Annotated in this window: 11 protein-coding genes; 5 read left to right on the top strand and 6 right to left on the bottom strand. The window is 65.8% G+C overall.

The genetic code is table 11. The features are described from left to right. Window positions 1-73: 73 nt before the first annotated feature. Window positions 74-1,129: an aldose epimerase family protein gene (locus FE263_RS14140; RefSeq protein ID WP_138326649.1), complete on the bottom strand. Its 1,056-nt coding sequence runs from the start codon at window positions 1,127-1,129 to the stop codon at window positions 74-76. Between the two features lie 141 nt (window positions 1,130-1,270). Between FE263_RS14140 and FE263_RS14135 the strand changes: the two genes are divergently transcribed. The 5 genes from FE263_RS14135 to FE263_RS14115 all read left to right on the top strand — a co-directional run bounded on the left by FE263_RS14135 (window position 1,271) and on the right by FE263_RS14115 (window position 8,929). Further along, window positions 1,271-2,527: an ABC transporter substrate-binding protein gene (locus FE263_RS14135; RefSeq protein ID WP_138326648.1), complete on the top strand. Its 1,257-nt coding sequence runs from the start codon at window positions 1,271-1,273 to the stop codon at window positions 2,525-2,527. Between the two features lie 5 nt (window positions 2,528-2,532). Then, the gene (locus FE263_RS14130) at window positions 2,533-3,447 is read left to right on the top strand and encodes a carbohydrate ABC transporter permease (protein ID WP_138326647.1); all 915 of its coding nucleotides are present in this window, start codon (window positions 2,533-2,535) and stop codon (window positions 3,445-3,447) included. Next, a complete protein-coding gene (locus tag FE263_RS14125; RefSeq protein WP_138326646.1) occupies window positions 3,444-4,274 on the top strand; it encodes a carbohydrate ABC transporter permease in 831 nt (276 codons plus the stop codon). Before FE263_RS14130 ends, FE263_RS14125 begins: the two co-directional genes overlap by 4 nt. 4 nt (window positions 4,275-4,278) lie before the next feature. Next, window positions 4,279-5,838: a DUF5060 domain-containing protein gene (locus tag FE263_RS14120; protein WP_138326645.1), complete on the top strand. Its 1,560-nt coding sequence runs from the start codon at window positions 4,279-4,281 to the stop codon at window positions 5,836-5,838. Between the two features lie 355 nt (window positions 5,839-6,193). After that, on the top strand, window positions 6,194-8,929 hold the full coding sequence (locus FE263_RS14115; RefSeq protein ID WP_240759578.1) for a TonB-dependent receptor: 2,736 nt from the start codon (window positions 6,194-6,196) through the stop codon (window positions 8,927-8,929). Window positions 8,930-8,989: 60 nt separating this feature from the next. On the opposite strand, the gene FE263_RS14110 is transcribed toward FE263_RS14115, so the two are convergent. The 5 genes from FE263_RS14110 to ispH form a co-directional block, all read right to left on the bottom strand. Further along, a complete protein-coding gene (locus FE263_RS14110) occupies window positions 8,990-9,559 on the bottom strand; it encodes a TMEM175 family protein (protein ID WP_138326643.1) in 570 nt (189 codons plus the stop codon). A 45-nt stretch (window positions 9,560-9,604) separates the two neighbouring features. After that, entirely contained in the window at window positions 9,605-9,958 is a 354-nt protein-coding gene (locus FE263_RS14105) for a hypothetical protein (RefSeq protein WP_171034112.1), read from the bottom strand. Next, window positions 9,951-10,427: a ribonuclease HI gene (gene rnhA, locus FE263_RS14100; RefSeq protein WP_138326642.1), complete on the bottom strand. Its 477-nt coding sequence runs from the start codon at window positions 10,425-10,427 to the stop codon at window positions 9,951-9,953. The genes FE263_RS14105 and rnhA overlap by 8 nt, the downstream gene beginning before the upstream one ends. Then, window positions 10,411-11,385 carry a homoserine kinase gene (locus FE263_RS14095; protein ID WP_138326641.1) on the bottom strand — a complete coding sequence of 325 codons (975 nt, stop codon included), beginning with the start codon at window positions 11,383-11,385 and terminating at the stop codon, window positions 10,411-10,413. Before FE263_RS14095 ends, rnhA begins: the two co-directional genes overlap by 17 nt. A 192-nt stretch (window positions 11,386-11,577) precedes the next feature. Next, window positions 11,578-12,579, bottom strand: coding sequence for a 4-hydroxy-3-methylbut-2-enyl diphosphate reductase (gene ispH, locus FE263_RS14090; RefSeq protein ID WP_408886194.1), 1,002 nt, complete (start codon window positions 12,577-12,579; stop codon window positions 11,578-11,580). Between the last annotated feature and the right edge of the window lie 133 nt (window positions 12,580-12,712).

Here is a 12,712-nt window from a genome sequence, read left to right as displayed (position 1 = left end):
CCCAGCCTGCATGGTGAATCACATCGCGGCCGCGTCGGGAATCCCTAACGATTCAAGTTGGACGGTTTCCGCTCTAGATGAGGTGCAGCCGGTAGACGGTGCTCTGGCGGTAGGTCTCGCCGGGGCGCAGCACGGTGGAGGGAAACGCCGGCTGGTTCGGACTGTCAGGGAAGTGCTGCGTCTCCAGGCATAGCCCGTCCGCCTGGCGGTAGAGCGTGCCGGAGGTGCCGGTCCTGGTACCGTCGAGGAAGTTGCCGCTGTAGAACTGCAGCCCGGGCTGTGTGGTGAGGCAGGTCAGCGCCCGTCCGGAGCGCGGGTCATGCACGGTGGCCGCGCGGCGCAGGATGCCGGCATCGCCGTTCAGCACCCAGTTGTGATCGTATCCGCGACCCAGTGCAATCTGCTCGTGGCCGTTGCGCACACGCTCGCCGATACGGGTCGGCGAGCGGAAATCCAGCGGTGTTCCCTCGACCGGCGCCAGGTCGCCGGTCGGGATCAGGCTGTCATCGACCGGCGTGTAACGATCCGCCTCGATCTGGATGACATGGTCCTCGATCGAGCCCGCAGCCTCGCCGGCAAGATTGAAATAGCTGTGGTTGGTCAGGTTGAGCACGGTCGCAGCGTCGCAGCTTGCGGCGTATTCGATGACCAATTCGTTGTCGTCGGTAAGCCGGTAGACCACCTCGATTTCGAGCTTGCCGGGATAGCCGGCCTCGCCGTCCGGGCTGCTCAGGGTGAGCCTGACGGCATCCTCCCCGACCCCGGCCATGGTCCAGAGCCGACGCCCGAATCCCTCCGGGCCGCCATGCAGGCTGTTCGGGCCGTCATTCACCGGCAGGCGGTACTCGGCGCCGTCCAGGGTGAAGCGGCCGTGCGCGATGCGGTTGGCGTAGCGTCCGATCAGGGCTCCAAAATGGGTGTTACCATTATAAGCCTCGTAGCCGGCGAGGTCGGCATAGCCGAGGACGATGTTGGCGAGCCGTCCGTCACGGTCCGGTGCGAGCAGATGCTCGATGATGCCGCCGAAGCTCAGGATACCGACCGAAACGCCGTGTGCGTTGACCAGGGTCACACGCTGCACCGCCTCGCCGCTGGCCAGGGTGCCGGCACCGCCTGTCTGCAGGGTCATGTCCTAACTCCGTGTACTGACGTGGTCAGCGTCGCAGCGGCCGCCTGGGTTGCGTGTCGCGATCGTGCGCTTGCCGGAACTGGTATGATGACATAGTGATCAACCAGACGGCTGGTGCAACATGGCCGCGAGGAGGATGTCTTGGTCGGTCGCAGGATCTTGTTTGCAGCACTGCTGCTCGGTGCGCAGGTCGTCGCCGGCACCTCGGGCACCGCGTCCGCGGAGACCACCCTCAAGGTCTGGACGATCTCGTGGGATGACGTCGCGATGTCCGGCTTCAAGCAGATGATCGCGGACTACGAGGCGACGCATCCGGGTATCCATGTCGAGGAGGAGAGCCGCGGGACCGACGAGCACAAGGCGGCGATGCGGGTCGCGATCAACTCCTCCGCCGGCCCCGATATCTACTACATGTGGGGCGGGCTCGGGCTGGGCGGCGAGTTCGCCAACGCCGGCGCCAGTGCGCCCCTCGATGCGGCCTACGCACAATACAAGTGGGACGACCGCTTCCTGCCGTCGGCACTCGGCGATTCGCGTCGCTACAAGGCGCCGCAGCGTCATGGGGTGCCGTTCCTGGTCCATGGCGAGGGGCTCTACTACAACAAGGCGCTGTTCAAGCGCGCCGGCATCACGGCTCCGCCGACGACATACGCCGAATTGACCGCGGACGCCGACAAGCTGAAGGCGGCCGGGATCGCGCCGATCGTGTTCGGCGGCAGCGTCAACTGGCACCTGATGCGGCTGATGGACGAGCTGCTCGAGACCGAATGCGGGGCGGCGAAACATGATGCACTGACCTCGATGCAGGCGAACTGGGCGACCGAGCCCTGCGCCACCGCAAGCTTCACCCAGATGAAGCATTGGGCCGACGACTACACCTTGAAGCCGTTCATGGGCCTCGCGGACGACCAGGCGCAGGGACTGTTCTATGCCGGACGTGCGGCAATGATCCTGGAAGGCGACTGGTTCGTGCACATGATCCAGGCGCACACCGACATCTCGAATTTCGGCCTGTTCCTGTTCCCGACCGGGACCGGACGGCTGTATTTCTTCAGCGAGTATTTCTATGTGAGTGCACGTAGCCAGAACAAGGCGGCGGCCACCGCGTTCCTCGACTTCATCACCTCGCCGGCCGAACAGCAGAAGCATCTCGGGCAGTTCGGCTCCACGTCGGTCGACAAGGGGATCGACTACAATGGGCGGACGCAGCCGCTCGACATGCAGTGGAACCGCACCCTGGCGTCCACGACCGGCACCTTCGTGAATGGCGACCAGGCCTTCCCGCTCGATGTCACCACCGAATACTGGCGCATCATCAATGCGGTCGCCATCGACACCATGCAGCCCGCGGCAGCTTCGGCCGCCATGCAGAGCTTCATCGCCAACCGGCACCACTGACCCGCATGCCAGCCCTCGCTTCCGGAGCGCCGAAGCCGGGCCGGCTCGGTGCGCCGTGGCAGGCGGTCATCCTGCTCGGCCCGGCGCTGCTCGCCTATGGCGTGTTCGCCGTGCTGCCGTTCCTCGACGTGATCCGGCTCAGCGTCATGCGCTGGGACGGGCTGTCGCCGCATGCCGCCTTCATCGGGCTTGCGAATTTCCGCTTCATATTCACCGAGGATGCGGTGTTCTGGACGGCGTTCGGCAACAGCGTGATCTGGACGCTGCTGTCGGTCGCGATCCCGCCCGCGATTGGCTTCGCGCTTGCACTCGGTCTCAACCAGAAGCTGCGCGGCCGCAATGCGCTGCGGGCGATGTTCTACCTGCCGGTGATCATCGCGCCGATCGCGGTGGCGACCATGTGGCGCTGGATGTACGACCCGTTCTTCGGCATCGTGAACTCGCTGCTTACCGATGCCGGACTGCAGCGCCTGATCCAGGACTGGCTCGGCGACCGGCGGGTGGCGCTGTACGCGGTGTTTGTCGCCTATGTCTGGCAGACCGCCGGGTTCGCCATGGTGCTGTTCCTGGCCGGGCTGTCGAATGTCTCGCCGACGCTGCTGGAAGCGGCCCGGCTTGACGGCGCCAACCGGGCGCAATGCTTCCGCCACGTCACGCTGCCGGCGCTCGGCTCGACCATCACCGTGGTGATCGTGCTGTCGCTGATCAACTCGTTCCGCACCTTCGACATCGTCTACGGCATGACGCATGGCGGCCCGGCGCAATCCACCCAGCTGCTCGCCTTCTGGGCCTACACGCAGTCGATGCAGCTGCATGATTTCGGTCATGGCAGCGCGATCGCGGTGGTGCTGCTGGCGGTGACCGCCCTGGTGGTCATCCCCTACCTGCGCTGGACACAGCGGCGCGAGGACGCGGCATGAAGCGACCCGACTGGTTCCTGGTCGCGCTGTGGACGATCCTGGTGATCGCAGCCGCGCTCTGGGTTGCGCCGTTCGTGTTCATCCTGCTCACGTCGCTGAAGACGGAGGCGGAGATCTACGCGACCACGGTGTTCGCGCTGCCGGCACACCCGGCCTGGAGCAACTATGCGCAGGCCTGGGGACGCGGCAATTTCGCCGCAACCTTCCTCAACAGCGTCATCATCACCTGCATCAAGGTGCCGCTCGGCCTGTTGTTGTCGGCGATGGCCGCCTACGCGCTGGCGCAGATGCGCATACCCGGTCGCAACACGGTGTTCCTGGCGATCCTGTTCGGCACCATGATCCCGTTCCAGGTGCTGCTGGCGCCGCTTTTCAGCCTGGTCAACTCGCTGGGCCTGATCAACACCTATGTCGGCGTCATCCTGCCCTACATCGCATTCGGCGTGCCGTACCAGGTGTTCGTGCTGCGCGGCTTCTTCCGGCACGTGCCGAAGGAAATGACCGAGGCGGCGCTGCTGGACGGCGCGAACCACCTGACCATCTTCTGGCGCATATTCCTGCCGCTGTCGCTGCCGGCGCTGGCGGCGCTGGTGATCCTGGATTTCGTGGCGACCTGGAACGAGTTCGCCATGGCGCTGGTGATCCTCCAGGATTCCGGCAGATGGACGCTGCCGCTCGGGTTGATGAGTTTCCAGGGCCAGTTCGCCAGCGCCTACGGGCAGCTGAATGCGGCGATCGTCATGACCGTGCTGCCGGCGGCGATCGTCTACCTGATCTTTCAGCGCTACTTCATCGGCGGCCTGACCGCCGGTGCGGTCAAGGAGTGAGCCGATGCCGGAACCCGCGACGACGTCCCTGTGGGGCGTGTTCGAAACCGAATTTGCCGGGCCGCGGGACGGCAATCCGCATCATGACGTGACGCTCGATGTGGTTTTCGCGTGTGACGGACGCGAGGTCGTCGTCCCGGGCTACCACGATGGCGACGGCACGTATCGCGTGCGGCACATGCCGGACCGGCTTGGAGAATGGCGCTATGTCACGCGCTGCAACCGGGCCGAACTCGATGGCCTGCGGGGGGATTTCTTCTGCGGCCCTGCCGGGCCGGGTGCACACGGGCCGGTCGCGGTGCGCGACCGGTTCCACTTCGCCCATGCCGACGGCACGCGGTATTTCCCGTTCGGCACCACCTGCTATGCCTGGACCCACCAGCCGTTGGCGATGCAGCAGCAGACCCTCGCCACCCTCGCCGGCGCCGGCTTCAACAAGCTCCGCATGGGGGTGTTTCCGAAGCACTACATCTATAGCGAGAACGAGCCGCTGCACCGGATGTTCGAACTCGGGCCGGACGGGCGGGAGGATTTCGACCGGCCGAACCATGCCGCCTTCCGGCATCTTGAGCGCCAGGTGGCGGCCCTCATGCAGATCGGCATCGAGGCCGACATCATCCTGTTCCATCCCTACGACCGCTGGGGCTATTGCGCGATGTCGGAGGCGCAGGATCTCGCCTACCTGCGCCACGTGGTTGCGCGGCTCTGCGGCTATCGCAATGTCTGGTGGTCGCTCGCCAACGAGTACGACTTCCTGCTCGACGTGAAGCCGCTGCCGGTATGGGACCGGTTCTGCCAGCGCATCCGCGAGTGGGACCCATACGGCCACCCGATGTCGATCCACAACGGCGAGGTGTCGATGAAGTACGACCATCGCAAGGATTGGATCACGCATGTCTCGGTGCAGGACTGGGACGTGAAGCGGACTGCGGAATGGCGCCAGGAATGGGGCAAGCCGCTCGTCAACGACGAGATGGAGTACGAGGGCGATATCCCGCGCCCCTGGGGCAACATCTCGGCGCGCGAGCTGGTGCACCGGTTCTGGCTCACCGTGGTGCGCGGCGGCTATGGCGGGCATGGCGAGACGTATCTGCAGGATGACGACCTGCTGTGGTGGGCGAAGGGCGGCATGTTGCGGGGCGAGAGTGCACCGCGCATCGCCTTCCTGCGTGCCCTGGTCGAGGAGGATGTCGAGACCGGGCTGACGCCGCTGAGCGAGGACGGGCGCTGGGAATTCAACCGCGTCTCGGGCGCGCGCGATGGCGACTACCGGCTGCTCTATTTCGGCGAGCACCAGCCGGCGCATTGGGCGGTAGGGCTGCCGATGGACGACGGCGACTACGAGATCGACCTGATCGACACCTGGGAGATGACCGTGACCCGCATCGGGAAGGCGCCGCTTCCGTTGTCGCCGGCGCTGCGCCAGCGTGGCGGCGCGATGGCGGGTGGCTCGCCGGAAGCAGCGTTCGGCGTGCGGTTGCCGGGCAAGCCCTGGCAGGCGATCCGGGTCAGGCGCGGCCGCGTGTCGGATGTCGTTGCCAAGCCGATTGCAAATAGCAGTTGAGCAATTCGGCAGCATTCGCTGCTCGTTTCGTAGGCAACATCTTCCACGGCGGCCCTGCAGCAAGGTGAATCCACCGCGTTGATGCCCGGGAGCCATGTAACAGACCGTATCCCTTTACATATATTGCGCAGAAACCTCCAAAAACCAAGCGTTTACTATGTGCTGTGGCTTGCTTTGAGCTCGATCTTCTGGTCGTGACAATTCGGACACATCGCTTTGGAACCCTGCCTGACCGGCAACTAACCCATTTCGGAGGTATCACCCTTGCGCTAACCCTGCATCGACAGGCCTGAGCGGCCAGATACAGGGAGCCTATAGTGTGCAGACGTCACTAGCTGTTCACCGGAAGCGCACGTTGCTTGGCGCGACGGCGATCTCGTCACTACTGCTGACGACCACCGCGGTTGTTGCCCAGGTCCCGACCAACAATCCGCCCCCCGGCCTGCCCGCCAACACCGGCACGCAGTCGGCCGGTTCGGCCAACGGCAATACGGCCGCCCCCTCCGAGAACATCACCGTGCGGGCCGCGCGGCAGTTGCTGCGTGAGAAGAACTCTCCGAGCGGCGTGACCGAGCTAGGCTCCGCGCAGATCGCGCAGACCGGCGTGCAGGGCAGCACCGCGACGCTGCTGCGTGCCGCTCCCTCGGTCTATGTGTATCAGCAGGGCATCGGCAACAACGAGCCGGTGATCTCGATCCGTGGTGCGCGCGGCCTCGAGGTGGCGCAGACGCTCGACGGCGTGCCGATGCAGGATCTGCTCAACGGCGGCGGCGGCAGTTACCTGCAGAACCTGCTCGGGGGCCACTTCAACCTCGACCAGATCAGCGGCGTCTCGCTGTATCCAGGCGTGGCCTATCCGGACAAGAGCACCTTCGGGACCATCGGCGGCACCATCGCGTATTCCAGCCTGCGTCCGAGCAACGAGTCCAAGGTCGACGTGTTCGGCTCGGTCGGCTCCTTCAAGACCTTCAACGAAGGCTTCGAGGTCGATACCGGTCGCCTTGACAAGGTCTTCGGCGGCCTGCTCGGCACCGGCGACGATGCGCCGAAGATGATGCTGAAATACTCCAACCTGCAGACCGCCGGCTATATCGACTACACGCCGGCGCGCTACAACAACATGGAGTTCGCGTTCGACAAGCCGTACGGCGACGGACTGTCGCTGTTCCAGGCGACGGCCATCTACAACACAGGTAGCGGCCTGATCACGCCGGAGCCGGTGCCGCTGCCGTACCTCGCGCAGAACGGCGAGTTCAGCAACTACTCGCCTGACCAACAGTTCGTCCGCCAGAACAACGACTACTTCACGCTGATCCTGAAGAACGACACCTACATTAACGACTACATCACCGCCGGTCTTACGGCTTTCTACCTGTACTCGGACTCCTACACAGAGAACTACGGCAACCCGACCATCTTTGCCCCGAGCGGCGAACCCGGATCTGCTACCGTAGGCGGCGCGAGCCCGTTCAACCAGACCGTTGCAGGCTTCGGAGAGCAGAGCGGCTACCAGCCCGGCGGACCCTACTACGACCCACAGAGCTACTTCTACGGCGCCAACCCGCAGACCGCTGGTTGCCCAGCCAGTACCGTTGCGCAATTTGCCGCGGCAGGACAAACCAATCCCTGCGGCTTCAACTCCGAATACAGCCGCGTACATGACGACACGTATGGTTTCCAGCCGCGTGTCACGATTACGCCCCCGAACATCTTCGGCATTGCGAACACCATCAAGATCGGTGGGCTGGTCGCCAAGGAGACGTCGGACGCCTCCCCGGGTGCCAACACCGGTCCGTCCTACCTTGGCATTTACTCCGAGATCCCGCACACCCCGGCCAACCAGGTCAACGGGTTCGACGGCGGCACGCAGCGGACGATCTACCAGGGCTATGCCCAGGACAAGATCGACCTGTTCCAGAACACCCTGCACCTGACGCCGGGCGTGACGCTCGAGGGCACGGACTCGAGCGCCGACGGCGACAAGATCCTGAACGGCACGCCCTCTGCCAGCCTGCTGGCTACCGCCTACTGCCAGGCGGGGAACGACTGCCTGAACGGCCAGTACAAGGCCCACAAGTGGGACCGCGAGTGGCTGCCTTTCATGAACGTGGCCTACGACCTCGACAAGATCCTGCCGGCGGCGCGCGGCGTTTCGCTCTACGCGAGCTACGCAACCTCGGCCCTGTTCGCGCCGACCACCGATTTCGGGCCGAACGCTGCAGGTTCGGGTCCGCCGGGCGCCTCGATCGTCCATATGTATGAGGGCGGTATCAAGTACAACCGGCAAAACCTGTCGCTGTCGTTCGACTACTTCTACCAGCACATCGAGCGCGATTTCGGTTTCTTCCAGTATCAATCTGGCCCGCTCCAGGGCACCGAGATCTACTCGAACCTTGGCCAGCGCGAGAGCAAGGGTATCGAGGCATCGGCGATCTACCAAGTCTCGCATGACTGGCAGCTCTTCGGTAACGTCTCGCACACGCTCGCGAAATACTTGAAGACGTCGCTCGCCTCAGTGACGGTGCAGGAGGACCAGTTTGGCCTGGCATTGCGTGGGGCTCCCGAGTCTGGCGTGCCGGACTGGCTGTCGACCTTCGGCGTAGACTACGATCATCGTAGCACGCTGACCCATGGCGACGAGTTCAACGTACGCTTCGAGGGCCAGTATACCGGTAAGCAGGCGACCACCTACGATGTGACCGGCCTGACCAACATCGGCTCGATCGCGGGCGTGCCGCCCTTTGGCACCTATGGCTACTACAACGCCACCGCGGGCCAGACAGTCTACAATCCCAATGGGGGCATCCAGCCGTTTGCGGTGTTCAACCTTGACCTGAACTACAAGCTGCCGATGCACGGCCATGCCGGTCCGTTGCATACGATCGACTTCGACCTCAACGGGCTCAATATCTTCAACACCCGCTACTTTCAGTATTTCTACAACCAGATCTCGCCGTCCTCTTGCGGAACATTCACCACCGGTCCGTTCAAGGGTCAGCAGATCAGCAACTATGGCTGCACGCGCGCCTTCAACGACGCGCTGCCCGGCGAGCCGGCTGCGATCACCTTCACGGTGCGCGCCAGCTTCTGAGCGACACCAAATCCAGGACGACAGGGGCCGCACCGCAAGGTGCGGCCCTTTCTTTTTCCGTCAGAGCCGGTGCTCGATCCGCCGGTCCGGGATGATCCAGAGCAGCGCGACACCGGCATAGATCGCATCCGAGATGCGCGTATCGAGGAACGCGAACAGAATGCCGGCGACATAGAGCGGCGGCGACAACTTGCCCTTCAGGTCACGCCCCACGGCCCGCGCCAACTTGGAATCCGCTCCCTGCGAACGGATGATGATCGCCTGCAGCACCATCCAGGCCAGCGCCGGCATCAGCAGCGACAGGCCGTAGATCGCCGTCGGAACTGCCGGAAAATGGTTCTCGCCCATCCAGCCGGTCGCGAACGGGATCAGCGACAGCCAGAACAGCAGGTGCATGTTCGCCCAGAGCAGGGCGCCATCAACCTTTTCCACGACATGGAAGAGGTGGTGGTGGTTGTTCCAGTAGATCGCGACATAGACGAAGCTGAGCACGTAGCTCAGGAAGGCGGGCGCCACCTCGCGCAGCGCCGCGAGATCGGTCGCGTGCGGGGCGTGCAGGTCGAGCACCATGATGGTGATGATGACGGCGATGACGCCGTCGCTGAATGCGGCAAGCCGGTCCTTGTCCAAGCCGTCCCCCTGGCAATGTCACCCGGCGGACTTTAGATCCCGGCCTTACCCGGCGTCGCCATTTCCGGTGCTCGTGAACCACGCCGAGTAGGAGGTGTTCGCGACCATGTGCCGGTTCAGGTCCGGCGTTCCATCGGTCCACCAGACCGGGCCTCGTTCGCCGAGCGCCACCTTGGCGGCCTCGACGCGCGCCCTTGCCGCCGCCCGGGCCGCCGGATCGCCGGCCCTGATGGCGACGCCCTTGGCGCGGCGTGCCGACATCAGTTCGGCGACCAGCCGGGCCCGTTCATGATCCGGCAGGTGTGGATCGGAGCGGCGCCAGAGACGTCCCCGCACCACCAGGTAGCGGCCATCGGGGGTGACCGGGTATCCGGACGCCAGGCTGTCGTCGTCAGCCAAGACCCTGCTCGACCGCGATCCGGGCCGCGGTGGCGAGCCGGTCGACGCGGTCGTTCTCGACATGGCCGGCATGGCCGCGCACCCAGTGCCACGAGACCTGGTGCCGCTTCGCCGCGTCCAGCACGCGCCGCCACAGATCCATGTTGGCGACCGGGTCGCCCGCCGCGTTGCGCCAGTTGCGCCGCACCCAGCCGGTGCTCCAGCGGGTGACGCCGTTGCGGAGATATTCGCTGTCGGTATGCAGCGCCACCGTGCAGGGCCGGGTCAGCGCCTCCAGCGCCTCGGCGGCGGCGGTCAGCTCCATGCGGTTGTTGGTGGTCTGTTTCTCGCCACCGCTCAGCTCGCGCTCGCGTGCGCCGAAGCGCAGCAGCGCCGCCCAGCCGCCTGGACCGGGATTGGGGCGGCAGCCGCCATCGGTCCAGATCTCGACCAGCGCAACGACGGGATCTGTGTCAGAGTCCATAGGCATGCGCATCCCTGGCCGCGAGGTGGAAGCGCAGTCGCTTCAGGTAGTCGAGCGGATCCTTCGGCGTCACCATCGCGCCGGGCGCCTGGTGCAGCCAGTCGAACAGCCGGGTGAGCAGGAAGCGGATCGCCGCACCCTGCGCCAGCACCGGTAGCGCGGCGCTTTCGGCATCGGTCAGCGGGCGGATCGCCGCGTAGCCTGCCAGCAGGGCGCGGGCCTTGGTGACGTTGAACTCCCAGCCCGGCTCGAAGCACCAGGCGTTCAGGCACACGGCGATGTCGTAGGCGAGCAGGTCGGTGCAGGCAAAATAGAAGTCGATCACCCCGGACAGCTCGCGCCCGAGGAAGAACACGTTGTCCGGAAACAGGTCAGCGTGGATCTGTCCGACGGGCAGCGCCGCCGGTCCAGTGGTGGCGGGCCAGGCCGGCAGGATCGTCGCCAGCGCCCGGTCGAGTTCGGAGGCGAGGCCGGCCTGCACGGTATCGGCGCGGTCCCGGCTCAGTGCCAGCAAGGGGCCCCAGGACTCCGGACCGAGCGCGTTCGGGCGGATCGGCGCGTAGCCGAGGCCCGCGACATGCAGCCGCGCCAGCATCCCGCCGAGCGGCCGGCAATGCTCGACGCGCACCCGGCGCGGCCAGACCCCGGGCAGGAAGCTGGTGATCGCCGCCGGCCGCCCGCACAGCGTTCGCAGCGCCTCGCCATCCTGCCCGGCCACCGGTTGCGGGCAGGTCACACCCTGTGCCGAGAGGTGCCGCATGAGGCCGAGGAACCAGGGCAGCTCGCGCTGCTCGACGCGCTTCTCGTAGAGAGTGAGGATGAAGTCGCCCTGCGTCGTGCGCAGCGAGAAATTGCTGTTCTCGACCCCTTCGGCGATGCCGCGAAAGGCCACCAGCTCGCCGATCCTGTATTCCCGCAGGAACGCCAACAGCGCGTCGTCCGAGACCTCGGTATAGACCGCCATGCCTTCTCGTCGGTCTCAGATATCGTTCGAGAGTGCGCTACGGCGTGTCGGAGGCGTCGATCGACGCCGCCCGGCGTGGGTTTTCAAGCACCGGAGCGGGGCGGTCGCCGACGCTTCAACAGGGGGGCCGTGAGCATCGGAGCGGGGGAACGCCGTCTCGGATGGCCGCCGTAGTAGCATCGTCGAACGATCTCAGCCGAGCGGGGCGGGAAGCTTGAAGATGACGTCCTCCTGCTTCACGGTCCGCTCCTCGATCTCGAGGGCGAAGCGCACCGACAGCGCGTTCACCATCTCCTGCACCAGCGTCTCAGGCGCCGAGGCGCCGGCGGTGATGCCGAGCGTGTCGACGCCGTCGAGCGCCGACCAGTCGAGGTCGCGCAGGCGCGGCACCAGCAGGGCGCGCGGCGCGCCCGAGCGCTCCGCCACTTCGCGCAGCCGCTGCGAGTTCGACGAGTTCGGGCTGCCGATGACGATGACCAGGTCGCAGCCAGGCGCGATCGCCTTGACCGCCTCCTGGCGGTTGGTGGTGGCGTAGCAGATGTCCTCGCGCTTGGGCCCTTCCAGCATCGGGAACCGGCCGCGCAGCACCGAGACGATCTCGGCGGTGTCATCGACCGACAGCGTGGTCTGGGTGATGAAGGCCAGACGCTCGGGGTCGGCAGGCTGCACCCGGCGCGCCTCCTCGGCGTCCTGTACCAGGGTCACCGCGCCCGGCGGCAGCTGTCCCATGGTGCCGACAACCTCGGGATGGCCGGCATGGCCGATCATCAGGATGTGCCGGCTGTCCGGGCCGCCCTCGGCATAGTGCCGCTCGGCCTCGCGGTGCACCTTGCTGACCAGCGGGCAGGTGGCATCGAGATAGAGCAGGTTGCGGCGCTGCGCCTCGGCCGGCACCGATTTCGGCACACCGTGCGCGGAGAACACGACCTGTCCGTCGGGCGGCACCTCGTCGAGCTCCTCGACGAAGATCGCGCCCTGAGCCTCGAGCTGCTCGACCACGGTGCGGTTGTGCACGATCTCATGGCGGACATAGACGGGCGCACCGTAGCGGCGGATTGCCTCCTCGACCACGCGGATCGCCCGGTCCACTCCGGCGCAGAACCCGCGCGGCCCCGCCAGCAGGACGCGCAGCGGGCGCATCGTCGCGTGCTCGCCGGTGGAACCCGGTGCAAGGGCGCTTGGTTGATCGAGCATCTGGTCCGGCATGGTGTTCCCCTTCCGAGCGGTCGGCAGTATATGGCGAGCGCAGTCCGAAAGGCGACCCACGCGGGCGCATGCCGCTCAACCCGCCCCGCGACGGGACCCTGCCTCACAGGCGCCCGTCCCG

It is taken from the genome of Lichenicoccus roseus (genome assembly GCF_005844085.1).
In the GTDB taxonomy this organism is placed as follows: Bacteria; Pseudomonadota; Alphaproteobacteria; order Acetobacterales; family Acetobacteraceae; genus Lichenicoccus; species Lichenicoccus roseus.
This window is presented reverse-complemented; position numbering and strand designations above follow the sequence as displayed.

Excerpts from the sequence above, each read along its gene's own strand:
- FE263_RS14125 (WP_138326646.1), top strand. The coding sequence starts at position 3,444 with ATGAAGCGACCCGACTGGTTCCTGGTCGCGCTGTGGACGATCCTGGTG.
- FE263_RS14130 (WP_138326647.1), top strand. The coding sequence starts at position 2,533 with ATGCCAGCCCTCGCTTCCGGAGCGCCGAAGCCGGGCCGGCTCGGTGCG.
- ispH (WP_408886194.1), bottom strand. The coding sequence starts at position 12,579 with ATGCTCGATCAACCAAGCGCCCTTGCACCGGGTTCCACCGGCGAGCAC.
- rnhA (WP_138326642.1), bottom strand. The coding sequence starts at position 10,427 with ATGCCTATGGACTCTGACACAGATCCCGTCGTTGCGCTGGTCGAGATC.
- FE263_RS14120 (WP_138326645.1), top strand. The coding sequence starts at position 4,279 with ATGCCGGAACCCGCGACGACGTCCCTGTGGGGCGTGTTCGAAACCGAA.
- FE263_RS14140 (WP_138326649.1), bottom strand. The coding sequence starts at position 1,129 with ATGACCCTGCAGACAGGCGGTGCCGGCACCCTGGCCAGCGGCGAGGCG.
- FE263_RS14095 (WP_138326641.1), bottom strand. The coding sequence starts at position 11,385 with ATGGCGGTCTATACCGAGGTCTCGGACGACGCGCTGTTGGCGTTCCTG.